The 22421-nt window shown below is 71.5% G+C and carries 18 protein-coding genes; 3 read left to right on the top strand and 15 right to left on the bottom strand.

Going from position 1 to position 22421, the window contains the following annotated elements; translation table 11 throughout:
* Nucleotides 1-56: 56 nt before the first annotated feature.
* Both NQK81_RS39665 and NQK81_RS39660 read left to right on the top strand, forming a co-directional pair.
* Entirely contained in the window at nucleotides 57-1277 is a 1221-nt protein-coding gene (locus tag NQK81_RS39665) for a protein kinase domain-containing protein (protein ID WP_257485572.1), read from the top strand.
* A gap of 57 nt (nucleotides 1278-1334) precedes the next feature.
* Nucleotides 1335-2546, top strand: a complete 1212-nt coding sequence (locus NQK81_RS39660; RefSeq protein WP_257485571.1) for a serine/threonine protein kinase — start codon at nucleotides 1335-1337, stop codon at nucleotides 2544-2546.
* Between the two features lie 223 nt (nucleotides 2547-2769).
* Here the strand turns inward: NQK81_RS39660 and NQK81_RS39655 are convergent, their stop codons facing one another.
* Genes NQK81_RS39655 through NQK81_RS39630 form a run of 6 tightly spaced genes read right to left on the bottom strand, consistent with a single transcriptional unit; the run spans nucleotide 2770 to nucleotide 11137 of the window.
* Entirely contained in the window at nucleotides 2770-4911 is a 2142-nt protein-coding gene (locus NQK81_RS39655) for a transglutaminase TgpA family protein (protein ID WP_257485570.1), read from the bottom strand.
* Nucleotides 4890-6062 carry a DUF58 domain-containing protein gene (locus tag NQK81_RS39650; protein WP_257485569.1) on the bottom strand — a complete coding sequence of 391 codons (1173 nt, stop codon included), beginning with the start codon at nucleotides 6060-6062 and terminating at the stop codon, nucleotides 4890-4892. The genes NQK81_RS39655 and NQK81_RS39650 overlap by 22 nt, the downstream gene beginning before the upstream one ends.
* A gap of 6 nt (nucleotides 6063-6068) precedes the next feature.
* On the bottom strand, nucleotides 6069-7022 hold the full coding sequence (locus tag NQK81_RS39645; RefSeq protein ID WP_257485568.1) for an AAA family ATPase: 954 nt from the start codon (nucleotides 7020-7022) through the stop codon (nucleotides 6069-6071).
* A 22-nt stretch (nucleotides 7023-7044) separates the two neighbouring features.
* Nucleotides 7045-9147, bottom strand: coding sequence for a fibronectin type III domain-containing protein (locus NQK81_RS39640; RefSeq protein WP_257485567.1), 2103 nt, complete (start codon nucleotides 9145-9147; stop codon nucleotides 7045-7047).
* 29 nt (nucleotides 9148-9176) lie between these two features.
* The gene (locus NQK81_RS39635) at nucleotides 9177-10472 is read right to left on the bottom strand and encodes a sensor histidine kinase (protein WP_306856009.1); all 1296 of its coding nucleotides are present in this window, start codon (nucleotides 10470-10472) and stop codon (nucleotides 9177-9179) included.
* Nucleotides 10469-11137, bottom strand: a complete 669-nt coding sequence (locus NQK81_RS39630; protein ID WP_371878832.1) for a response regulator transcription factor — start codon at nucleotides 11135-11137, stop codon at nucleotides 10469-10471. The genes NQK81_RS39635 and NQK81_RS39630 overlap by 4 nt, the downstream gene beginning before the upstream one ends.
* Before the next feature lie 119 nt (nucleotides 11138-11256).
* Here NQK81_RS39630 and NQK81_RS39625 point away from each other — a divergent pair, with 119 nt between their 5' ends.
* Nucleotides 11257-11913: a response regulator transcription factor gene (locus NQK81_RS39625; protein ID WP_257485565.1), complete on the top strand. Its 657-nt coding sequence runs from the start codon at nucleotides 11257-11259 to the stop codon at nucleotides 11911-11913.
* A gap of 325 nt (nucleotides 11914-12238) precedes the next feature.
* On the opposite strand, the gene NQK81_RS39620 is transcribed toward NQK81_RS39625, so the two are convergent.
* From NQK81_RS39620 to NQK81_RS39580, 9 genes are read right to left on the bottom strand one after another with little or no spacing between them, the layout of a single operon-like run.
* Nucleotides 12239-13699: a class I adenylate-forming enzyme family protein gene (locus NQK81_RS39620; protein WP_257485564.1), complete on the bottom strand. Its 1461-nt coding sequence runs from the start codon at nucleotides 13697-13699 to the stop codon at nucleotides 12239-12241.
* Nucleotides 13696-15069: a CoA transferase gene (locus NQK81_RS39615; RefSeq protein ID WP_257485563.1), complete on the bottom strand. Its 1374-nt coding sequence runs from the start codon at nucleotides 15067-15069 to the stop codon at nucleotides 13696-13698. Before NQK81_RS39615 ends, NQK81_RS39620 begins: the two co-directional genes overlap by 4 nt.
* On the bottom strand, nucleotides 15066-15857 hold the full coding sequence (locus NQK81_RS39610) for a class I SAM-dependent methyltransferase (RefSeq protein WP_257485562.1): 792 nt from the start codon (nucleotides 15855-15857) through the stop codon (nucleotides 15066-15068). Before NQK81_RS39610 ends, NQK81_RS39615 begins: the two co-directional genes overlap by 4 nt.
* Nucleotides 15848-17341: a class I adenylate-forming enzyme family protein gene (locus NQK81_RS39605; protein WP_257485561.1), complete on the bottom strand. Its 1494-nt coding sequence runs from the start codon at nucleotides 17339-17341 to the stop codon at nucleotides 15848-15850. The genes NQK81_RS39610 and NQK81_RS39605 overlap by 10 nt, the downstream gene beginning before the upstream one ends.
* Complete coding sequence (locus NQK81_RS39600) at nucleotides 17338-18642, bottom strand: protoporphyrinogen/coproporphyrinogen oxidase (protein WP_257485560.1); 1305 nt, start codon at nucleotides 18640-18642, stop codon at nucleotides 17338-17340. The genes NQK81_RS39605 and NQK81_RS39600 overlap by 4 nt, the downstream gene beginning before the upstream one ends.
* Nucleotides 18639-19565, bottom strand: coding sequence for a UbiA family prenyltransferase (locus NQK81_RS39595; RefSeq protein WP_257485559.1), 927 nt, complete (start codon nucleotides 19563-19565; stop codon nucleotides 18639-18641). The genes NQK81_RS39600 and NQK81_RS39595 overlap by 4 nt, the downstream gene beginning before the upstream one ends.
* A complete protein-coding gene (locus NQK81_RS39590; protein ID WP_257485558.1) occupies nucleotides 19562-20200 on the bottom strand; it encodes a class I SAM-dependent methyltransferase in 639 nt (212 codons plus the stop codon). Before NQK81_RS39590 ends, NQK81_RS39595 begins: the two co-directional genes overlap by 4 nt.
* Nucleotides 20200-21321, bottom strand: a complete 1122-nt coding sequence (locus NQK81_RS39585) for a DegT/DnrJ/EryC1/StrS family aminotransferase (RefSeq protein WP_257485557.1) — start codon at nucleotides 21319-21321, stop codon at nucleotides 20200-20202. The genes NQK81_RS39590 and NQK81_RS39585 overlap by 1 nt, the downstream gene beginning before the upstream one ends.
* Entirely contained in the window at nucleotides 21318-22382 is a 1065-nt protein-coding gene (locus NQK81_RS39580; RefSeq protein WP_257485556.1) for a DegT/DnrJ/EryC1/StrS family aminotransferase, read from the bottom strand. Before NQK81_RS39580 ends, NQK81_RS39585 begins: the two co-directional genes overlap by 4 nt.
* Between the last annotated feature and the right edge of the window lie 39 nt (nucleotides 22383-22421).

Here is a 22421-nt window from a genome sequence, read left to right as displayed (position 1 = left end):
ACATCGGCGGTTCATCCGCCCTCCCGCGATCGCGTTCTCCGCATTACTCTGCGGATATGCGACCGGAGGACGGGGAAGCGCTCGGCAGCGGATCGGCCGGTGCCGTCTTCGCCCTGCCGTCGGACGAAGGCGACGTCGCGTTCAAGGTGTTCCCCGGCAGGCTGTACGAGCGCACCCGCCTCCGGCTGGAACACGAACTGGAGCGGCTTTCCGCGCTGGGCGGGCAGGTCCTGGTACCCGAAGTCATCGAGGAACTGCCCGACGGCCGGTGCGCGCTCCGCAGCGAACTCTGCACCCGGTCACTGCTCGATCTGGTCGAGAGCACCGGCCCGCTGTCGGTCGCGGACACCCTCGTCCTCGGCTCCGCGATCGCGTCGACGCTCGCGAGGGCGCACGAATCCGGGATCGTCCACGGCAGGCTCACCCCCGCCAACGTGTTGTTCCGCGCGTCCGGTGAACCCGTGATCAACGATTTCGAACGCACCCTGCGCCCGGTTTTCGTCCGGGATCCGGACCACGGAAGCGATTTCCTCGCCCCGGAAGGCCCCCACGGCGAAGACGCGGATCTCTACGGGCTCGGTGCCGTGCTCCATTTCGCGCTGACCGGCCTCCCGCCCGGGCCGGACCGGCCGGAGCTGCACCGGGTCGACGCGCCGATCGACCTCCTCTCCCTCATCGAGAACCTCCTCGCCGAAGACCCGGATTCCCGTCCTTCCGGAATGGCCGTGGTCGAAGAGATCCTCATCGCGCTGACCCCCGCACCGTCCACTATGGACGAAGAACTTCCCGTCGTGGTGTCACGAGGGATCCAGGGATATCCGCTCCTGACCATCGCACCGGAACCGGCGCCGGCACCCGAGCCCCGCAAGAGGTCGGCCTGGCCGGTGCTCGCCATCGGCGCGGCCACCGTGCTCGCGACCGCCGCCTGGTTCCTCATCCCCGGTTCGCCCGAACCGGTGCCGCAGGCACAGGCACAACCAAGCCCACCGAAGACGAGCACGAACCCGAAACCCGCGCCCCGGGTGGAACTGGACGCACCGATCGACCACGGCTCGATGGTCGAGCTGACCTGGCGGGCGCCGGAGGGGTTCGACTCGGCCGTCGTCGTCGCGGACGGCACCGGCGAGGCCAAGACCACGATCGTCCGGCAGCAGCGGACGATGAAGATCCCCGTCGACCCGGGCCGGAAGTACTGCTTCCTCGTCCAGATCACCGACGGCGGCGACGTGCGGGAGAGCGCGCCGCGGCCCATCCGGGGCGCGGTCTGCCGGAAGTGAACCGGGCCCTGTTGTACCGTGGAGGGGTCCACGGTGGAGAGGGGATCCGGCCGTCGTATGAGCAGCGCCTCCGCCACCATCGTGCCCGGCCCCGGCGATACGGTTCTCAAGGTGTACCCGGGTTCGCTGGACCGCGAGACCCGGGCGGCGCTGGACCGGGAACGGGCCGCGCTCTCCGGAATCGCGTCGATCCTGCCGGTGGACGAGATCGGCAAGCTCGCCGACGGCCGGACGGCGCTGCGCATGCCGCGCTGCGACCGCTCCCTCGCCACCTTGGCCGAGCCGCTGCCGGTCCAGGACGCGCTGATCATCGGTGAAACGGTCGCGCGGGCGTTGGCCGCCGCGCACCGGGCCGGCGTGGTGCACGGTTCGGTGTCGCCCGGGAACGTCCTGATCCGGCGCACCGGCGAACCCGTCGTCGCCGACTTCGGAGTGGCGCTCCGGCGGCGGTTCCCCCGTGATCCGCTGCACGGCCTCGAGTTCACCGCCCCGGAGACCGTGCGCGACCAGACCATGGACGAGCGGACCGACCGCTACGGCCTCGGCGCCGTCCTGTACCTCGCGCTGACCGGCGAACCTCCACACAGGACGGTCGTCGGCGAGCAGCCGGGCACTCGCATCCACCGCGTGCTCACCGAGCCCGTCGCACCCATCACCCGGCCGGACGTCCCGGACGAACTCGTGGCGCTCGTCGGCGAACTGCTCGCCAAAGACCCGGAGCGACGGCCGGAGGCCCCCGAAGCCCGGCTGGAGCACCTGCACCGGAAACTCACGGCGGCCCGGGCCGGTATCCCGCTCGACCTGCCCGCGGAACCGATCCTCGTGCTGGAGCCGTCCCGTCCGGAGCAGCCGCCGCCGGAAACCGCGGCATCGAAGCGGAAATACGTCATCGCGGCCGCGGTCCTGGCCGGGATCTGCGGCGCCGTCGCCGTTCCGTGGCTCCTGTCCGGCAGCGAGGAGGCCCCCTCCGCGCCGCCGCCCACGGCCGCTCCCCCGTCGAGCGGCGTCGCGATCCGGCTGTCGCCGCCCGTCGACCACGAAACCTACGTCGAACTGTCGTGGACGTCGAACGCCGAACTGGACTTCGCCATCATCCTCGCCGAGGAAGGCCGGGCGGAACCGCAGGTGATCTTGACGCAGCGGACCAAGCAGCGCCGGGTCGACGTCCGGCCGGGCCTGCGGTACTGCTTCCAGATCCAGGGCAGCAGCCCGCAGGGCACCTACGAGAGCGAGTTCCAGCCGCTCCGCGGCGCCGTCTGCAAGCGCTGAGCCGCACCGCGCGAAGCTCCGTTGAAGGGTTGCGAAAGCCACTTTCGCAACCTTCAACGTTGCGAAAGTGGCTTTCGCAACGTGCCTCTCCCGGTGGTTTCGCGTGACCAGATGGACGACACACGTGATCAGGCGGACGACACACGTGATCAGGCGGACGACTCACGTGCCGTCCGTCTGATCACGCGTGTCGTCCGTTCAAGCACGCGTGTCGTCCGTCTGATCACGCGGCGCGGGGCGGGAACAGGACCCGGACGTTGACCGCCGCCCGCAGCCTCGCCGCCCAAGATCGGCGCCGGAGTCCTTTTCGGACGGTTCGCACCGCGGCCCAGGCCTCGTGGGCGACGTCCGGTGCCATCCCGGACCACAGCGCGGCGTCGACGGATCTCGCCAGCGAGTGCAGTCCGTCCACTGTGGACTGATCGCCGAAGACGCCCGCGGTGGCGGCCAGATCCCGTACGGTCATCCCGGCGGTCACCCGGAGTCCGTGCGCCCGCAGCCGGTCCCTGGCCTCGGCCCACGCGCCGATCACCCCGTCCCGGCCTTCCTTTCGACGTCGTCGCCAGGCGCGGAACGCGGTCACGCCGGGAACGCCCGCACCCCATAGCACCAGCAGGATCAGGAGCCCGGCGGCGACGACGATCGCCGCTGTCCGCCAGTTCCCCATGCCCGAGCCGGTGTCCTCTTCGGACTCCCCGGGCGGCAGCGGCGGGTTCTCCAGCTTCTGCACCGGCGGCAGCTGGGTCCGCACCTCCGCCACCGCGGCGGCGATCCCGTTCGCCGCGCCGGATCCGCTCTGTGCGGCGGCACCGGACGGATCGAGCGGGACCCAGCCCACCTTGGCCACGGCGACCTCCGGCCACGCGATGATGTCGGAGTTGCGGACGACGTGCGTGCCGTCGGCTTCGGCCCGTTCCGGCGCGCGGTAGCCGACGACGAGCCGCGCCGGGATCCCCTTCAGCCTGGCCAGCACCACATACGCGGCGGCGAACTGCTCGCTCGTACCCCGTTTGTCACCGTCGATCAGGAACCGGCGCAGCTGCGGCCAGCCGTGCCCGGTCGGCAGGTCGTCACCCGTGGCGAGCCGGTGGTTTCCGGCGAGGTACCGCTCCAGCGCGACGGCGGTCTGGAACGACGGCCGCAGGTCGGGCGGCAGCACCCGGTCGGCGAGTTCGCCGATCTCCGGGGGAACCGTGCCGAGACCGCCGAGACCACCCGGGAGCGCGGGATCCGTTCCGGCGCCGATCAGGTCTTCCGAGCCGACCTGGGGTTCCCACCAGCCGAGGGTGTACCGGAGTGGCGACGGCTCCGTGGTGACCAGGGTTCCGCGTGTCTCGTCGACGAGCGCGTCGACGCCGGTGACCGACGCGGGCGACGTCTGGCCGGGGAGCCACGGCCCGGACGGAGCCGACATCTCGATCGTGGCCTGGCGCCTGGCGGCCGGGACCTGTTCTCCCGTACGAGGCGGGATTTCAGCGCCCAGGCGGCGGAAACCACCACCGGGTAACCAGTTCGAGCCGTCGAACTCGTCCAGCACGGCCAGCGGCCAGCGCCGGGAGGCCGGGGTGTCCCCGGTGTAGCGGAACACCTGCGGCGACGGATTCTTGGTCCGGTACGCGATCTCGGACAGCGGGCTCGTGACGGACTCTTCGGCCAGCGGGACGGATTCGTCGTCCTTCAAGGAGTACGCGGGGCGCCCGAGCGGATCGGCCACGGCCAGCGCGAGCGCGCCGACGACGCCGAGCACCACGGCGGGCGCGACCAGCTTCAGCAGCCGGGGCAACGCGATCCCCCCGCCGCTGACCAGCAACAGTCCGGCGATGACCGCGTAGCCGATACCCGTGGCCACCGCGGCGGCGCCGGTCACCGCGACATAGGCCTGGCTCAGCACCAGGACGAGCAACCCCGGCACGAGCGCGACCAGTGGCCGGCGCAGCCGGTGCAGCAGTTCGATCCCCAGTACGGCGGCGACCAGGACGGCCAGCGGCACGAACGAGATCAGTTCCGGTTCCGGCCGGGCGGGCCAGGTCGTCCGCAGGGTCAGCTGCCAGCCGTCGACGGCCCCGGCGGCGAGCACCGCGAGCGTCTCCCCCGTCGGGATCCCCGCCGCGGTCGTTCCGGACAGCGCCGTCTCGATCACCGCGAGCAGCCCCGCCAGTACCGCGATCACCGGCCGCCACGGCACCGTCTTCGGGAACCGCCTGCCGAGTTCGGTGACGCCGTACGTCACCAGAACCACCGCGCCGATCGGCAGGAGCAGCGCGGTCAGACCGAAGACCGGCGCGAAGAGCAGTCCTCCGATCGCCGCCGCGGCGAGTACGGCGACGTCCGCGATCCGCGGGGTCACGACACCAGCTCGTTCCACCGGTTCACCGCCTCGGCCGCGTCCGCCGCGCTGACCCTCCGGGCGCGGGGGACGCCCTCGACGCCGTGCACGCCGAGCCCGTCCATCCCCAGCCCGTGCGTGCCGACCCCGAGCACGTACACCGACGAGAAATGCGGCCGGACGACCGCGAGCCCGCGCAGGTCCGGCCCGGCCCTGCCGGTCACGACGACCAGGCAGCCACCACGGACTCCCTTGCGGGACAACGAAATCGGGATCATCGGCCGGTCGGCGGCCGGGTCCTGGCCGACCTCGCACAGCACGTCCAGCAGCCGCCTCGCCGCCTGCGCGCCGCCGAAGGTCGTCAGATCCTCGCCGGTCGAGGTGAGCAGGCGGCAGCGGTGCCCGGCCGTCGCCGCCGCGTTGACCAGCGACGCCGCCAGCTCGGCGGCCTCCTCGAATTCGTTCTCCGACAACACCTTCGCCCGGGTGTCGAGCAGCAGCGTGAACCGGGGGTGATCGGGATCGACGTAGTCCCTGACCATCAGCTGCCCCGTCCGGGCCGTGGCCTTCCAGTGCAGGTGACGGACCTCGTCCCCCACGACGTACTCGCGCACGTCCCGCAGATCCGCCGAACCGTGCAGCGAATCGTCGGTCGTCGGCCCGTCGTGATGGTGACGGGGATGACCGGTCGCGAGCGCGCGCACGGGATGCAGTTTCGGATAGACCCACAGCGTCGCGGTGTCACCGGCCGGAAGAGGGCGGCGGACCAGCCCGAGCGGATCGGCACGCTCCAGGATCAAGGGCCCGACCGTGAACCGCCCGCGCCGCCGCGTCGGCAGTTCGTAATGGTAGGTCGCCTCGCCGCCCGGTGGCAGCGGGCGAACCGTGACGGCCAGTTCGGCGCCGTGTTCCCCGTGCTCCCGCGCCGTGAACCCGGCCTGCCGCCGCGTCCCCGGGTTCCCGACCAGCAGCCGGGCCATCGCCGGGCGCCCGCGTTCGACGCGGTCCGGGAACACGTCGCGCCGCACCTCGACCCGCGGGCGCCGGATCGCCAGCGCCACCCCGGCGAGCAACGCGCCCACCGCGGCTCCCGCGAGCACGCGCAGCAGTGGGTATCCGGCCAGTTCGCCCGCGCCGTACAGCAGCACGGCGGCGACGAGCAGTCCGGTACCGCGTCCTGTGAGCCGCATCCTCGCTCAGACCGCGTTGATCGCGGGTGCCGGCGTCGCCGCCAGCGCCTCGTCGACGACGTCGGCCGCGGACCGCTGGTTGAGCTCGGCGTCGGCGGTGAGCACCAGACGGTGGGCCAGCACCGGTTTCGCGATGAACTTGATGTCGTCCGGCGTCACGTAATTGCGGCCGTCGGTGGCCGCGATCCCTTGCGCCGCACGGACGAGGGCGATGCTCCCGCGCGGGCTCGCGCCGTACCGGACCGCCGCGTGGTCCCGGGTCGCCGCGGCCAGCCGGACCGCGTACGAACAGATCGCGGGATCGAGGTAGGCGTCCCGCACCTGGTCGATGGCACGGCGCAGCGTCTCCAGGTCGACGACCGGGCCCAGCTCGTCCGGGCTGACCCGCGCGCAGTCGCTCATGAGCACCCGGACCTCGGAGTCGTGATCGGGGTAGCCGACGGAGATCCGCATCATGAACCGGTCGAGCTGCGCTTCGGGCAGGCGATAGGTGCCCTCCATCTCGATCGGGTTCTGCGTGGCGACCACCAGGAACGGATGCGGCACCTCGTGCGGCACGGAATCGACCGTCGCCCGCCGCTCCGACATCACCTCGAGCAACGCGGACTGGGTCTTCGGCGTACCGCGGTTGATCTCGTCCGCGAGGACGATGTTCGCGAAGATCCCGCCGGGGTGGAACTCGAACTTCTCGTTGTTCTGGTGGTAGACCATCACCCCGGTCACGTCACCGGGCAGCAGGTCGGGCGTGAACTGGATCCGGTTCCAGCTCCCGCCGATACTGCGGGCGAGACACCGGGCCAGCGTCGTCTTCCCCAGGCCAGGGACGTCCTCGATCAGCAGGTGTCCTTCGGACAGCAAAGCCGCGATCGCGAGCCGGACGACGTCCGGCTTGCCGCGCAGCACGCGCTGCACGTTCTCGGCGACCGCCTGGTAGACCCCGGTCGCGGTCGGCTGGTTCATCGTGCCCCCTGTTTCGTGCCCGTCATTTCCAGGTGATCGTCTTCGTGATCGGGTCGTAGGAGTTGGGATCCAACGACACGGTGACCTCGTCCCCCTTGGCACCGGGATAGCGGAAGAGGTCAGTGCCGGTGTTGTGCTGGCCGGTGAGCTTGATCGTGAACTCCTCACGCAAGCCGCCGGGTCCGGTGACGACTACGGGGAGCGTGGCGTTCCAGTTCGAGCTCTCGGTGATCGTCCTGGCCACCAGCCGCACCATCCCGTTCCGCTGGGTCACCTCGATATCCGGCCGTCCCTTGGGTGTCGTCGGATCGTCCCCCGCCGGGCCGTTGCCCGCGGCGCTCATGGCCTCGACGTAGAACCGGAGTTCGGTGCCCACCAACAGGAAGTCGGCCACGTACTGCCGAGCCGACGGCCCCACGGTGTCCTCGCCGCAGTCCGGCGGGTCATGCGGTTGATTCGGGCCTTCGCTGTCCGGGCACCAGTAGATCCGGTAGCCGGTGATCGGCGAGCCGTTCGCGGTCGCGGGTGTCCAGGTGATGAGCGCGCCGCCGTTGCCCTGCGGTTGCGCGGCGACGTTGCCAGGGGCGCTCGGCGGCTTCGGCACCGCCGGGGTCACCGGTGCGGAACTGGCACCGGGCCCCGTGCCCGCACGGTTGATCGCGGCCACGGTGAAGACGTACGAGGCACCGTTCGTCAGCCCGGTGATCGACGCCGTCCGCGCGCCGCCGCCGACCATGGTCTCACCGCCGGACCAGGTCACCCGGTAGCCGGTCACGGCGGCGCCGTTCGCGGCCGCGGCGTTCCACCGCACGGTCGCGGAGGCGTTGCCCGGTGTGGCCGTCACCGACCGCGGCGCGCCCGGTGGGCTCGCCGCGACGGGCGGGGGCTTCTTCGTCGGCTGCGGCACGACGGGCCGGTCCGGTTTCCCGGCCGGCGCGGGCGGCGGCTGGGGCTGCGTGACAGGTCCTCGCGTGTCCGGAGGGTTCTGGGGCGGCGGCGGAGCCACCGGTTTCGGATCCTGGGCGGGATCGGGAGCACCGGTCACCGGGACCTCGTTCACCGCACCGTCGTGCTCCACCACCAGCACGTGGGAACCGTCCACGCCGTCGACGTAGACCCTGGAGTCCTGGCCGCGCACCGGGGGCCTGCCGCCCTCGCCGGGGATCGGTTTCTTGTCCCGCTCCCGGCCGTCACGGTCGTAGGTGCGCAGTGTCTTGCTGGTGCGGTCGACCACCGCGACGGCGGTCCGCGAGGCGGCGACGCCCGCGTAGTCACCCGGCGGAAGGCCGACGGTCACCGGAGGGGTCTTGTTCTGTGGCGCGGCGTCCACCAGATGCAGCCGCGACCCCTGCGGATCGAGGATCGCCACCTTGCCCTCGACGTCGTTCGACGCCGCGACCGCGGTCTCCGGGACCTCGACGCCGAGCTTCACCGGATCCCCGAGGCCGGTGACGGCGACCGTCCGCGCGGTGTCGTCGGTGGTGTCCACGAACATCGCGGTGTCGCCGACGACGGTGAGGGAACCCTTGTGTCCCTGGGGAATCACGAAGGGGCAGGACAGCCGCTCCGAACCGGGAGCCAGTTCGCACAGCAGCCCGGTGTCGAGCCGGTGCAGCCAAAGGCGCCCGTCCGGGGTCGCGACCGGGGTCCCCAGCGGTCCCCCCGCCTTGACGGTGACGGCGTGCTCGCCGAAGCGGCTCACCGTCCCGGCTGCGCGGTAGACGGCGTACGGCCCGCCGCGGACTTCGAGGGTCACCGGACGTTCGGGAGCGGGCGCGGGATGGCTGCCTTCGACCGACAACGTCGACTTGCCGAACTCGATGTTCTTCGAAGGGCCGACGACGTATCCCTGCGTCGGCCCCTGCACGACCTGGCTGTCCTTGTCCGCGCCCGGGACGCTCACTTCGGCGTCCGCCCGCTTGCCCGCCCCGTCGATGTGGAACGCCTTGCCGAGCACGGAGTTGTAGATCCAGTGCCCGGTCGGCACCACGTCCAGCCCGGGCAGCGGTTTCGAAGCGCCGCCCACGGCGATGCCGACCACCGCGACACAGCCCGCGACGATCAACGCGATCGGAGCCCTTGCCCGCCAGCGCGCCCCGGCGGTCCCCTTACCTGCACGGATCACATCCGGCAGGGTAACCCGTTCGTTCGGCGTCATGGCCTGTCCACCGGTCCCATCGGCAACGCGAGCTCGAAGATCGCCCCGCCCTCGTCGCGGTTGTAGAGACGCAGCGTGCCGCCGTGGATGTCGGCGACCCACTTGACGACGGCGAGGCCGATCCCGGTCGATCCGCCGCCGCTGACGAAACGTTCGAACAGTTCCGCCGCCCCCTCCGGATCGACGCCGGGACCGCGGTCGGCGATGATCACCCTGCCGTCGAGCACGGTGACCTGGATGTCGGCCTCCTCGCCGGGCGCGCGGCCGTGGTTCACCGCGTTCCCGATCAGGTTCGCGACCGCGCGCCGCAGCAACGTCGCGTCGCCCTCGACGCGGGTCGGCACGGAGGTGACCGAGATCCGGGCGCCGTCGGCGGGCATGTCCTCGACGACCATCTCGACGAGTTGATCGAGCATCAACGGCTCCATGGCCGGTTTCTCGACCCCGGCGGTCATCCGGGCACGGCTCGGCCAGAGATCGATGATGTCGCCCATCATCGAGGCGAGCCGGATGGTCCTCGGCAACATCTCGGCCTGCGCGGCCGGGTTCCGCGACGCCGTCTCGGCCAGCGCGCGCAGGCCGGCCACCGGCGTCTTGAGGTCGTGCACGACGCCGTCGAGGAGCTGGGAAACCCCGTCCAGCAACGACTTCTGCTGTTCCAGCGCCGCGGTCGCCGGCCGCATGGCGCGTCCCGCGATGAAGTATCCGGCGGCGCCGAGCCCGAGCACCAGGAGCACGCAGCCGCCGATCACCAGCAGCGTCCACTCGTCGTGCCGCTCGTCGACGACCTCGGCGTCGGCCACCACGACGACGGCGCCGACGATCTGCTGCGAGGTGTCCTTGATCGGATCGGCGGCGACGTAGACGGACCGGCCGGCGGCCGTCTTCTCGTAGCCGGTCTTCGAGAGGTTCGTGCCGGTGGCCTCGGTCGCGAGCCGGTTCAGCAGCGCGTCGTCGACGGGGACGCACTCGCGTTCGCCGCGGTAGGGCTCGAAGCGCGGGGCGGTGCCGGGGAGGACGGCGAACTGCGGGCACTGCTCGTTCACCGTGTCGGTGCCGATGTAGGCGGTGACGATCGCGCCGCCGTCCGCCGCGATCAGCCTGGCCAGCGTCGCGGAGACCTGGCGGACGTCGCTGTCGAGCCGCTGCCTGCCCTGATCGGCGTCCGCCTCGATCAGCAGCCACGCCAGCACCACCAGGCCGACCGCGTTCATCGCGGTGAACAGCAGCGTCAGCAGACCGCGGAGCCGTCGCAGCCGCCCGGTCGAGGTGTCGGTCGAAATGCCGGTCACGAGAGCCGGAACCCGACTCCGCGCACCGTCTCCACCGGATCGGGCTCGCCCAGTTTGCGGCGCAGCCGTTTGACGACGGCGTCGACGACGTTGGCCGTGGGCTCGTTCTCGAGGTCCCAGCAGTGCTCGACGAGATCCGCCCTGGACACCGCCATCCCGGGACGGGTCGCGAGGTATTCGAGGATCGCGAATTCACGGTTGCTCAAGGAGAGCAGCACGCCGCCCCGGCGGACCTCGCAGCGCGCGAAATCGACTTCGAGGTCGGCGTGGCGCAGCACCGGCGGCCTGCTGTCCCGGCGGCGGCACAGGTTCATCACCCGAGCCAGCAGCTCCGCCATCACGAAGGGTTTGACCAGGTAATCGTCCCCGCCGTGTTCGAATCCCTCGATCCGGGCGCTGCTCGAATCCAGCGCGGTCAGGAACAGCACCGGCACGGCCCAGCCCCGCCGCCTGCGCTCGTCGACGAAACCGATGGCGTCACCGTCGGGCAGCATCCGGTCGAAGACCGCGCAGTCGTGCGCTCCGGTCGCGTCGAGCGCCGCGGCCGCGGCCGCCAGCGAACCGGCGGCGTCCACGGTGAACGAGGCGGCGCGCAACTCGGCGGACACCGCCATCCGGATGTCCTCGTCGTCCTCGACGACCAGCACCCTCGCGTTCATCGGCATCCAATCCTCGCACCAGAGAGGGAGGTCATGGGGTCACCGTGGGAGATTAGCGCCCTGCGCTCCGCTGAACGGGCGATCACCCCGATCCGGCCGCCCGGCGGCTCGGCTACCTTGGCCGTGTGCGGATCCTGGTCATCGAAGACGACGAAGCGCTCCGGTCGTCTGTGCACTCGTCCCTGCGTTCCGCCGGGTTCGCCGTCGACGCGGTGGACGATCTCCGCCCCGCCGACGAGGCCCTGTTCGTCAACGCCTACGACTGTGTGGTGTTCGACCGGATGCTCCCCAGCGGCGACGCGCTGGACTACGTCGAGCGGAAACGCGGCACCGGCTGGACGACCCCCGTGCTGTTCCTGACCGCGCTGGGCGACCCCGATCAGCGCGTCGCCGGTTTGCGGCGCGGCGGCGACGACTACCTCGAAAAACCTTTCGCCATCGCGGAAATGGTGGCGCGCGTGCGCAGCCTCTGCCGCCGCGGCCGGGTCCCGCTGCCGTCGGTGCTGCGGGCCGCGGACCTCGAACTGGACACCGGACGGCACGAGGTCCGGCGCGACGGGGTCCTGCTGAGCCTGACCCGCACGGAATTCGCCGTGCTGCGCTGCCTGCTGGAGAACGCGGGCCGTCCGGTTTCCCGCGATCAGCTCATCAGGGCGGGCTGGGACGAGGTGGCCGATCCGGCGTCCAACGTCCTCGACGTCCTGCTGACGAGCCTCCGGCGGAAGCTGCTGAAGCCGCCGCTGATCACCACGGTGCCGAGAGCCGGTTACCGCATCGGCTGACCTCGCCGTCCGGACGTCATCGCTGCGCAACTCGCCACCTGTTTCGTACACCTCGGGCCGATACCGCCGTCGGGGGCGGTGAATCGTCTCGATGATGGCGGACGCCGGTTCATCGGCGGTTCATTCACGGCCGAGGGGCGAGACGGTGTCGGGTGTTGTGAAGGGGACTTTCGCCGCATCGGATGCCCTGGTGCTGCCGCCCTTGCGCGAGCCCCCGGCGGAGGTGTCGCGAAAGCCACTTTCGGGACGTCTGATGTCCCGAAAGTGGCTTTCGCGACACGCCTTGGCCGGGAGGCACGCGTCGCCGAGGTGGTGAAGGAGCCCTTCACGGACGAGCAGCGAGGCGAGCCGCGAGATCGGCCAGCGTGCGATGGCACGTCTTGCCGGTGCGGCCCAGCGGGAGCTCGGGAAGGGTGACCAGCAACTCCGGCAGCTTCCGCACGGCGAGGCCGTTGGCGGTGAGGAACGCGGTCAGCTCGGACAGCGTCGGCGAGTGGCCGTTCCTGGGTGCCACGCAGGCGCAGAGCCGTTCCCCCAGTTCGGCGTCCGGTACCGCGACACAGGCGACCTCCTTGATCGCGGGATGTTCACCGAGCGTGCGCTCCACCTCCGCCGGGCTGATCGTGTATCCGCCGCGGATCACCACGCGTTTGCTCCGGCCGGTGACGTGGAGCCTGCCGCGCTCGTCGAAACGGCCGTTGTCGCCGGTCCGCACCCAGCCGCCGTCGGGCCGGTACGCGGCGTCCAGTTCCGGCGCGGCGACGTAGCACAGCGGTGTCATCGGGCCGCGCGCGTGGATTTCGCCGTCGACGATCCGGATCTCGCATACCGCGGGATCCGGTACGCCGACACCGTTCTCCGGTTGCGTCGTATGACAGTTGACGCCGTCGGACGAGCCGTAGACATCGACCATCTCGACGCCGAACCGCTCCCGGCAGGCGGCCAGCGTCGAAGGGGGCAGTGTGTCGCCGCTCGACACGATGGCCGCGAGCCCGGCGGTGTCCACCGTGGCGGGATGGTCGGCCATGCGCCGCCACATCGCGGGTACGGCGAACACGTGGGTCGGGCGGTGTTCGGTGATCAGCCGCAGCGCCGCGCCCGCTTCGAAGCGGCGCGTCAGGATCAGCGTGCCGCCGAGCCGGCACAGCGTCACCGGCACCCCGAACGAGCCGAATCCCGACGTCGGCGAGACCAGGACGAGGTCCCGGGGAACCTTCGTGTCGCCGTGGACGGCACGGAGGTAGTTCGCCCGCCCTCCGGCGAAGGCGTTGTGCGAGTAGGCGACCATCTTCGGCGCCGACTCCGAACCGGACGACACCAGTATCCGCGCCGGGGCCTCCGGATGTGGACGGACGACGCGCGTCGCTTGGCGCGATTCACCCGCCACTCGCCCGTTCTCGACGACGAACCGCACGCGCGCGCGGTCGAGGAGGTCGTCCGAGCCCGGCGGCAACGGCAGCACGACGGCACCGAGCGCGAGGACGGCCAGTTCCGCGACCACCGAGGCCCGCCCGGCGGGTTCCCGCACCCCGACGATCTCCGCCGAACCGCATCCGGCGGCCGCCAGGCGCGCTGCCAGCTCCCGTGCCGCAGCGTCCAAGCGCGCGTAATCGAGCGAGCCTTCGTCGTCGATCACCGCCGTGCGAAGTGGATGCTCGCGCACCCGCTCGCCGAAAAGCGAGTACAGATCCCTGTCCGGGCAGTGTCCACATCGGACCCATTCGCGGCGGAGCCCGGCGGGCACGAGGTCGCGCAGCACCACCCCGGTCGCGGAAACCCAGGTCATGACGTGAATTCCCACGGCGACGCGACGAGCACGCAGTCGTCGTGGATCAGCGCGCGGGAAAAGCGGGGATCCGCGGCGAGTGCGGTGAGGTCGTCGCACACCGGCACGGTCAACGGACGGTCACAGCGCCGCCGGGCTCCCGCGTTGAGCCTGCTGGCCGCGGACAGGAGCGACGAGTCGACCCGCGTCGCGCCGCGCGCCAGGGCCGTCACGATGCCGTGTGCGCAGACGACCCCGCCGAACACGTCGACGATCGTCATCAGAGACGGCGGGACGCCCGCGTGGGCCTGCACGACGAAATCCGTGCCCACCGGCGGTTCCGGCCCCAGCTCGGTGCCCCATCCCGACGCGTGCGCGTACAGGATCCCCGGCCGGGCACGCGCCAGATCGAGTGCGCTCAACGACCACCGCCCGGCCTTCCCGGGCGCCCAGTTGTGCAGGAACACGTCGGCCCCGACGGCGAGGTCGAGCAAATGGCCCCTGCCGTCCCGGGTGCTCAAGTCGATCTCGATGACCTCCTTGCCGTCGTTGAGCGCACGGAACCTGGCCGACGCGTCGCCGGCGATCGGCGGGACCCACCGCAGCGGATCGCCACCCGGCGGCTCGATCCGCAGCACCGTGGCGCCGAGCAGCCGCAGCAGGTGCCCGGCCAGCGGGCCCTGTACCCGGCGGCAGGATTCGAGCACCACCAGACCGGACAACGGCAGCGGCATCGACGGCCGGGCGGGCCGGTGCCCGCGGCCCAGTCCGCTCACCACGAACGCGGGCAGCCGGTCGAGTCTCCGATCCGCCACCCTCACGAGCGTCATCCCGGTACGGACCGCGATCCGCTCCGCCGCCGCGATCGGGCGTGCCGCGAGCGCTTCCGACAGCCGAGGCGGCAGTGGGCAGGTCGCGGTCGCGAAGCGCTGCACGAAGGGCCGCCAGGCACTGGAGATCACCCGCCCGTCGACGCCGAGTTCCCGCCAGAACCGTTGCCACACCGCCGGATCGAGCGTCTCGATCTCGTAGGCGACGCCGTCGGCCGAGCGGAAAGGCGGACCACCGGGGAAGAAGTCCTCGGTATGGTCGTCTTCGGCCGTCGCCGCCGCCAGATATTGGGAAATCGCCAGCAAAGCCGCCTGCGCCACCGAAGTGGACACGCCGCGCAGCGGGATCCCCCGGTCACGAGCGAGCCCTACCGCGACGCCGCCCAATTCGGCGAGTTCGGCTGCGAGGATGGACGCGTAGTCGAGCCCGAGCGGGGTCGGCCTGCCGAAGCGCCGGCCGTGGACGTGCATGATCCCGCAGGCCGCCTGCACGTCGAGCTCACCGGCCAGCGGCAGGTCGACCGGACCCGCGACCGTCACGGCCTCCACCTCGGTGATCATTCGGGACGCCTTCCCTGCACGGAGTACAGCACGCACGACGAGGCCCGGAACCCCGGATCCGCCATGACCGCACGCACCTCGGCGAGTTCGCCGTCGGTCATCCCCGCGGCGAGCAACCGGTCCCGCAGATGACGGGTGTGGTGGATCAGCAGCCGCACACCGGGCGAGCCCGCCCGCCACGGGAAGATCAGGGGAACCGGGTCGACGTCGACCAGGCCCACGCCGGCCATCGACGCGGCCACCCGGCGGCCCCACGTACCGTCCCCGCCCGCGGTCTTGAACGTCTTTTCCTTGGCCGCCAGGAACTTCTCGTAGACACTCGCCGCGCGGGCGTCGGGTGCGAGCAGCACCGGACCGTAGGAGATGTCGAACTCGTCGATCTGCATCCAGCCGCCCGGTTTCAGTGCCCGCGCCAGTTTCCGGAGGACGGCCTCCCGCTCCGGCAGATGCTGCAGGACCAGGCGGGCGTGGACGAGGTCGAACCCGCCGCCTGGCAACGGATCGTGGACGACGTCGTGCCGGAGGACAGTCAGTCCCGGCCCGGTCCCGATGTGATCGGGTTTGATGTCGGTCGCCAGCACCGATCCGGTCGGCGCCACCCTCGCGGCGAGCCACCGCGCCACGCCGCTGCCGCCCGCGCCGACTTCGAGACAGGACCAGCCCTCTCGCAAGCCGGTCCGCTCCAGCCGCTCGAAGGTGGCCGGGTCGTACGCCTCGGAGAGGCACCGATGCTGCTCGGTCGCGTGCCCGCTGTGGTTGTCGAACACGTAGGCCGTCGTCACGTCCACCTTCCCGATCCGTTCGTGGCGGCCGTCCCGGTCAGCCGCTCCAGCAGTTCCAGCCGCCGCACCTTCCCGGTGCCGGTGCGCGGGACGTCGTCCCACGCGAGCGTCACCGGCTCCCCCATCGGCGGCAGACCGGCCACGGCGGCCCGCCACCGCGCCGGATCCAGCCCGGTGTCGGTCACGACGACCGGGATCGGCGCCCGCCCCGCCGCGGAAAGCACGACGCATTCGGCGATGGCCGGAAGCCGGTCCTCGATCGCGTCCTCCACCGAGAGGCAGCTCAGCCCGGGGACGCTGTCGACCTCCCGATCGAGCAGAGTCACCGCGCCGGTCCGGCTCACCACGCCGAGATCGCCGGTGTTCCACCACGCTCCGTGCGCCTTGGCCGCCCAGCGGTCCTGCTCGCCCACGTAGGCCACGCAGCGAGCCCGAGTGCGAGCCAGGAGAAGCCCCGGCGTGCCTCGCGGTACCGGCTCGATGGTCTCCGGGTCGACGACCCGCAGTCTGGCGAGACCGGGCAGCGGCCTGCCGATGTCCCGCGTCGCCCGCACGGAGTTCCTGGTGAAGAACCGGAACGAGAGGGGGCCGGTCTCCGACTGACCCCAGCCTTCCATCCACAGTGGACGGTTGCGGCGGGTGGCGTTCAGCATGGTCCTGATCACCGGTGGGTGCACGGCGTCGTAGGTGCTGACGAACCGCCGCACCCGGCGGAACGGATTCTCCGGTGACCACGCGAGTGGCCGCCAGCGCACGAAGGTCGACGGGAGGGCCTCGACGACCGTCGGCCGATGCCGTCCGAACACCCGCGCCGCCGAGGCGGGCTCGCTCAGGATCACGATCTCCCGTGGAGCGAGGCACAGCGCCGAAGCCGTCCAGCAGAACGTCCGGCCGTGCGCGTAGGCGCTGGCGTTGCCCAGGACGTCGTCACGCCGGACGCCGAGGACGGGCCAGCGGATCGCCTCCGGGCGGGCCAGCCGGTCGATGATCGTCCGCGTCGTGTGGACCACCAGCTTCGGTGTCCCGGTGGTCCCCGACGTATGGCAGATCAGCAGCGGTTCGTCGGGGTGCCTCCGGTACGGCTCCGGCGGCGGGGCGGCGGCGAAACCGTCGATGGGCAGGACCCGGTCTCCGCGCAGCGACGGCCGGTCGGTGACCACGACCGCGGCGTCCAGCCGTTTCAGCAGGATTTCCAGCGTGTCGTCCGGCAGATGCCCGGACAGTTTCGCCGCGACCGCCCCCAGCCGTGCCGCGGCGCACGCCAGCAGGTCGTAGTCCCAGTGGTTCCGCTTGACGATGGCGACCCGGTCCCCCGGCCGCACACCGGCTTCGGACAGCCACCCCGCCGCGTCCCGCACCAGTTCGGCGAGCCCGGCGACCGAGTGGACGGTTCCGCGCTCGGGCGCGATGTCGAAGGGCCGGTCGAGGCGCACCGTCGTCCGCGTGCGCGCGCATTCGTCGAACAACGTTCCCATGTCGTGCGGTTTCATCCGGCTCGTTCCTCCTGGACGGGACACGCGATCCGCTCGGTCAGGCGCCGCGCGGCCCGGACGCCCGAGCGGACGGCGGCTTCGCTGCACGGGCTCAGGAACACCCAGTCGCCCGCGTAGTCGACGACGCCCCGGCCGAGCCCCGCCTCGAAGGCGGAACGCAAGGCGAGCGCACGCGGTGTCGCCTCGGGCGCCGCGTGCCGCACCCGCCGGATCAGGGCGCGGCGGGTCGCCGCCCGCAGTCCGGGGACGAGGCGCTCGGCCGCGTCGGTCAGACGGGTCACGACGTCCTCGTCGGTGGCGGCCAGCAGCTCCGGCACCGAGGCCGGATGGGCCATGACCGTGACCAGGCCGCGGCCCGCGGGCGCGCGGCCGGGATGTTTCAGATGGTCGAAGATGATCGTGGCCACCGTGCCGTTCTCCGCGGTCGGCACGATCACGGCGTAGTCGGGCCCGCCGAGCGGGCGATCGAGCAGCAGATGTGCCTTGACCACCGGTGTGAACGAGCAGGCGGAGAGGAAAGCCGACCCGTGTCCCGGGTGCAGCTCGGCCGCGACGGGGGCGGGCACCGCCAGCACCACGGCCTTCGCGCTGATTTCGCGCGTACCGCTGACGATCCGCGCCGCGGAACCGTCGTCGACGACCTGATCGACGCGGAAGCCCGTGCTGACGTCGACCCGCTCTGCGAGGGCGCGGGCGAAGGTGTCCATTCCGTCGCGGTACGCCCGCCACGTCGGCGGCGGGCCGACCGAGGTGAGCAGGGCGAGCAGGGGCGCGGCCGCCGAACGCGCCGGATCCCAGCCGAAGAACCCGGAGACGACCGGCTGCAGCAGGTAGTTCAGCAGATCCGGGTGGTGCGGCGCGGCGAAGTCCGCGACGGTGCGGCCGCCCAGCCGCGAGATCTCCGGCCGTTCGGGGTCGAACTCGCCCCGCATCGCCCGCGCCCCGGCCAGCCGGGCCCGCAGCGACAACCCCGCCCCGGTGAGCAGCCCCCTGGTCTCCGCGACGCCGGACCTGGGTCGGCCCCGCCACATCGCGATGCCACGCCCGATCCGGGGTGCGGCGTCATCGCCGATGCCGAGCTCCGACAACAGCCGCCAGGTCTCGCGATACCCCCGCTCGGCCATCTGCTCGGCGCAGGTGTCGATCAGGAAGCCGTCCTCACGCACCGTCGTCATCCGGCCGCCGACCACGTCGGCCGCTTCGAACACCCGCACTTCGTGCCCGGCCTTGCCGAGCTCGTACGCGGCGGTGAGCCCGGCGACGCCGGCGCCGACCACCGCCACCTCGACATCGGTCACGTGATCACGACCAGGTTGACCACGACCAGGCTCAGCACGGTCATCCGGTGGATGTGGATGCCGAGTTTCCTGGCCCGCATGATGTCGTCCTGAACGAACCCGAGCCAGAGCTGCCGGATCCGCGCCACGAGGGTCGGGAGCAACGCGAGGGGGAACCACCACGGGCCGCCGAGTGCGGGCACGGCGAAGATCAGGGCGAACTCCGCCGCCGACACGGCGACCACGAAGTACATGTTGCCGCGCGGAGTGGTCAGCGCCGCGACCGTCGGCCTGCCGACCCGCCGGTCGCCGTCGACGTCGTTGGTGTTGGAGTACACGCCGAACAGCAGCGGTCCCAGCCCGAAGAGCAACGCCTGCGCGAGCGCGAAACCGGTGAACTCGCCGGCCGCGAGGCCGTATGGCGCCAGCACCAGCGCCCAGCCGAGCGCCGCGATGAAGAACTCCTGGAAGCCGTGGTAGCTGAGCTTCACGCCCCAGGAATATTGCAGTGAGAAGAAATAGGTGACCAGGATCAGCACGACGGTCCACAAAGGACGGTGCGGTGCGATCGCGATGGCCGTCAGCCAGAGCACGGCGCCGACGACGCCCGTCACCCAGGCGAACCGCAGCACCTGGCCCTCGTCGAGGGTGCCCGCCACCAGCGGTTTGCGATACCGCTTGCGCTTCGGGTCGTCCGGCGAATAGTTCGTGATGTCGCTGCCGTCCCGGTATCCCGTGAGGTCGTCGAGGGCGACCATCGCCGCGATCACGAACACCTCGCCGAGCAGGAACACCCCGACCGAGGCCAGGACACCGCTGTCGAACCTCGCCGACGGCGCGAGCAGCGTCCACACCACGACCACGCCGAGGTAGTAGTCGACGATGTCGAGTTTCGCGAGCCGGAAATACGCCTTGCCGCGTGTCGCGGCCAGTGTCGCGGTCATCGCCCGTCCAACGCGATCAGCGCGGCGAAGGACCGGTCACCGCCGTAATGCAGGTCGTGCCGTTCGAGCAGCCGGGCGCCCGGGAGCAAGGCCAGGTACTCCTCGACGGTCCGCAACCGCGAGAACCTGCCGACGGGGATGTCCGCCTCCTCGTATTCCACGAGCACGAGATGGCGGGCCGCCGCGGCGATCGCCCGGCACGCTTCGGCGATCTCGTCGTCGTCCAGTACGTGCATCAGCACCCACACGCAGACGGCGACGTCGAACCGCCTGTCCCGCCACGGCAGCCGCTGGACCGTCGTGCGCACGAAGTCCACAGTGGACAGATGCGCGCAGTTCTCCCTCGCCAGCGCGAGCATGCGCGGGGTCATGTCGATCGCCGTCACCGTACGGGCGTGCGCCGCGACCGCCGGGGTGAGCCTGCCCATCCCGCAGCCGATCTCCAGCGCGGCACCGACGTCGCCCAGTGAACGCAGGAGACCGGTGACGAGCCGGATGGTGCGAGTGGTCGTCTCGGCCGCGAGTTCGGCGGGCTGCGAGGCGCGCATGACGCGGGACAGCCCGGCGCGCTCCGCCCGCCTGTGCCACTCCTGGGCGACCTCGCTCGGCGCGGGCGTGCTGGTGATCTGCTGCATCACGGCTCCTTCGCGAACTCGCACACCGCGTCGGCGATGCGTTCCACCTGCTCGTCCGTCAGATGGGGGTAGATGGGTATGGCGAGCGTGCGCCGCGCGGCCAGCTCCGCCGCGGGCCAGGTGTCCGACGGCCGGGTGTACCGCGCGAACGCGGGCTGCCGCGGCAGCGGGGCCGGGTAGTAGACGTGCGAGCCGATCCCCCGCGCCGCCAGGTGCTCACGGAGTTCGTCCCGGCGCTCGACGAGCAGCGAATAGACGTAGTAGCACCGTCCGTCCTTCACCGGGGGCGGCGCCAGCACCCCGCAACCCGCCAGATCGGCGAAGCGCTCGGTGTAGTACTCCCCGATCCGGGCCCGGCGCGCAAGCCGCCCGGGAAGGCCGGGGAACCGGTACAGCTGGAACGCGGCCATGATCTCGTCGAACCGGCTGTTGTAGCCGACGCGGTGGTAAAGGAACCGGTTCTTGCCGTCCTGGCCGTGATTGCGCAGCATCCGCACGGCCGTGGCGAGTTCCGGATCGTCGGTCACGACCATGCCGCCCTCCCCCGGCATCCCGAACGTCTTCACCTGGACGAACGAGTACACGCCCGCGTCGCCCCATCTCCCGGCAGGCGTGCCCGCGAGGCTTCCTCCTTGCGCGACGGCGGAATCCTCCAGCAGCCGTACACCCGCCGCCGCCGCGATCCGGCGCAGCGCGGGCATGTCCGCCATGACCGAGAACATATGCGCCGGCATGATCACCTTGGTCCGCGAAGTGACCAGGCTCGCGACCGCTTCGGGATCGACCACCATGGACCACGGGTCGATGTCGGCGAACACCGGCGTCGCGCCGAGCAAGGCGGGCGCGGCGGCGAGCGGCGCGCAGCCGAACGCGGGCACGATCACCTCGTCCCCCGCGCCGACGTCCATCGCGCGCAGCACCAGCGTCAGCGCCGAAGTCCCACTGCCGCAAGCGATCGCGTCCGCCGCGCCGACGGAGTCACGGATCGCCGCCTCGAAGCGGGCCGTCTGGTCGCCGAGGATGAACTTCTGCTCCGGTGCGAGGCCGACCCGGCGGACGATGTCCAGCAGTTCGGCACGGTCTTCGTCGAAGAGATCGGGCGGGAAGAACGGCAGCGTCATCCACGCCGCCCGCGGTAGAACGCGCGGATCGAGTCGCAGACACGGTCGCAATCCGCGGTGGGCATGTCCGGATACAGCGGGAGGGCGAGGGTGTGACGGCAGGCGTTCTCGGCGTTCGGGAACTCGCCCTTCCGATGGCCGAGCCCGGCGAAGCACGGTTGTTGAGGCAGCGGCGCCGGGTAGTAGATCTCGGTCTCCACACCCTCCGCCGACAGATGCGCCGCCAGGTCGTCGCGCGCGTCGACCTCCACCACGTAGACGTAGAAGACGCTGTCCGGCCGCGCCGACGGCAGCTTGCGCACACCTTCCACGTCCGCGAGCGCCGCGGTGTACCGGGCGGCCAGCTCCGCGCGGCGAGCGATGTCGAGGTCCAGCCTGGTGAGCTTCGCGAGGAGGATGGCGGCCTGGATGTCGTCCATCTTGCTGTTCACGCCGGGCAGGCCGGTCGCCGTCGAGATGGCGGGGAAGTCGGCGATCGTGCCGCCGAACCGGCCGTGGTGGCGCAGCGCGTCGACGGTCTCGGCGATCCGCCGGTCGTCGGTGAGGACCGCGCCCGCGTCGCCGAGCGCGCCCAGCGTCTTGGTCGGGAAGAACGACAGCACTCCGCCCGCGCCGAAAAGCCCGGCGTGCTTGCCGCGAAGGCGCATGCCGATGGCCTCCGCGCTGTCCTCCACCACGGTGAGCCCGAGCCGCCGGGCCACGCCGAGGACGCCGTCGATGTCCGCGAGCCGCGAGAACAGATGCGTCGGCATGACGAAGCGGGTGCGCTCCCCCGCGGCGTCCGCCACCGCGGCGGGGTCGATGCCGTACCCGTCCGGCTCGATGTCGGCGAAGACCGGGCGGCCGCCCGCGAGCACGACCGACGTGGCCGACGCCCCGAAGGAGAAGGCGGGGACGACCACTTCGTCGCCCGGCCGCAGGCCCGCCGCCCGCAGCAGCAGGACCAGCGCGTCCGTTCCGCTGTTGACCCCGATGACGAACTTCGCACCGGTGTGACCGGCCAGCGCGGTTTCCAGCTCGGCCACCTTGCGGCCGTGCGAATACTTGCCATTTTCGAACACTTCGAGAATATGTCGTCTTGCGCTGGGCCACGTTCGCTC

The sequence above is a fragment of the Amycolatopsis roodepoortensis genome, assembly GCF_024628825.1.
Classification (GTDB): Bacteria; Actinomycetota; Actinomycetes; order Mycobacteriales; family Pseudonocardiaceae; genus Amycolatopsis; species Amycolatopsis roodepoortensis.
Note: the sequence above shows the minus strand (reverse complement) of the source record. Positions and strands in the feature narration are given on the sequence as shown.

Coding starts and splice junctions, on each gene's coding strand:
- NQK81_RS39665 (WP_257485572.1), top strand. CDS start 57: ATGCGACCGGAGGACGGGGAAGCGCTCGGCAGCGGATCGGCCGGTGCC.
- NQK81_RS39630 (WP_371878832.1), bottom strand. CDS start 11,137: ATGCCGATGAACGCGAGGGTGCTGGTCGTCGAGGACGACGAGGACATC.
- NQK81_RS39645 (WP_257485568.1), bottom strand. CDS start 7,022: ATGAACCAGCCGACCGCGACCGGGGTCTACCAGGCGGTCGCCGAGAAC.
- NQK81_RS39660 (WP_257485571.1), top strand. CDS start 1,335: ATGAGCAGCGCCTCCGCCACCATCGTGCCCGGCCCCGGCGATACGGTT.
- NQK81_RS39650 (WP_257485569.1), bottom strand. CDS start 6,062: ATGCGGCTCACAGGACGCGGTACCGGACTGCTCGTCGCCGCCGTGCTG.
- NQK81_RS39585 (WP_257485557.1), bottom strand. CDS start 21,321: ATGACGCTGCCGTTCTTCCCGCCCGATCTCTTCGACGAAGACCGTGCC.
- NQK81_RS39620 (WP_257485564.1), bottom strand. CDS start 13,699: ATGACCTGGGTTTCCGCGACCGGGGTGGTGCTGCGCGACCTCGTGCCC.
- NQK81_RS39605 (WP_257485561.1), bottom strand. CDS start 17,341: ATGAAACCGCACGACATGGGAACGTTGTTCGACGAATGCGCGCGCACG.
- NQK81_RS39615 (WP_257485563.1), bottom strand. CDS start 15,069: ATGATCACCGAGGTGGAGGCCGTGACGGTCGCGGGTCCGGTCGACCTG.
- NQK81_RS39595 (WP_257485559.1), bottom strand. CDS start 19,565: ATGACCGCGACACTGGCCGCGACACGCGGCAAGGCGTATTTCCGGCTC.
- NQK81_RS39590 (WP_257485558.1), bottom strand. CDS start 20,200: ATGCAGCAGATCACCAGCACGCCCGCGCCGAGCGAGGTCGCCCAGGAG.